Annotated in this window: 1 pseudogene; it reads left to right on the top strand. The window is 79.5% G+C overall.

Annotated features, from left to right (window positions below):
* Positions 1-595, top strand: a pseudogene (locus tag BZY54_RS48990) (SWIM zinc finger family protein); the annotation flags it as partial.
* Positions 596-604: the final 9 nt, after the last annotated feature.

The raw sequence follows: 604 nt of genomic DNA, 5'->3' as shown, positions 1-604 counted from the left end.
CCTGCCCGCCCCGCTGCCGCCGCCCGCGCACCCCGAGCAGCCCCCGGCGTATCCGGCGGCCCCGGGCGGGCCGGACCCGTTCGCCCTGGACCAGCTGGCGACCGACGCGGCGGCCCGCGCCCACGCCCTGCTCACCACCGGGCGTGACCCCGTCGGCGGGCTGACGCTGTGGCAGGACGCGGTGCGCCTCGCCGCGGCCCGCCCGGGTTCCGGACTGACCGCCGCGACCCGTGCCCTGTACTCCTCGCTGACCTCCGCCACCGGCCGCACCCCGGCGGACCTGGCGCGTGCGGTGGCCGCCTGGCGGCAGGGCGGCCTGGAAGGACTCGCCGTCCTGGAGGAGCCCTGGGATCCGCCGGCCGGCCGGTTCGACCGGGCCCGTCCGCTTCTCCTCGCCGCCGACCTGCCCGCCTTCCGTCCTTCGCGCAACCGGCTCACCCACCCCCAGGGCCACCTGCAGCTCCGCCTGGGCCGGGACGGTCTGTGGTACGCGTACGAGTCGGAGCCCGGCCGCGACGACTGGTGGCCCCGCGGCACCCCCGACCTGGACCCGGTGGGCGCCCTGACCGGCCTGGCCACACCCGGCGACCTCTGACCCTCCCGG

The organism is Streptomyces carpinensis (assembly GCF_002154505.1).
GTDB classification, from domain to species: Bacteria; Actinomycetota; Actinomycetes; order Streptomycetales; family Streptomycetaceae; genus Streptomyces; species Streptomyces carpinensis.
This window is presented reverse-complemented; position numbering and strand designations above follow the sequence as displayed.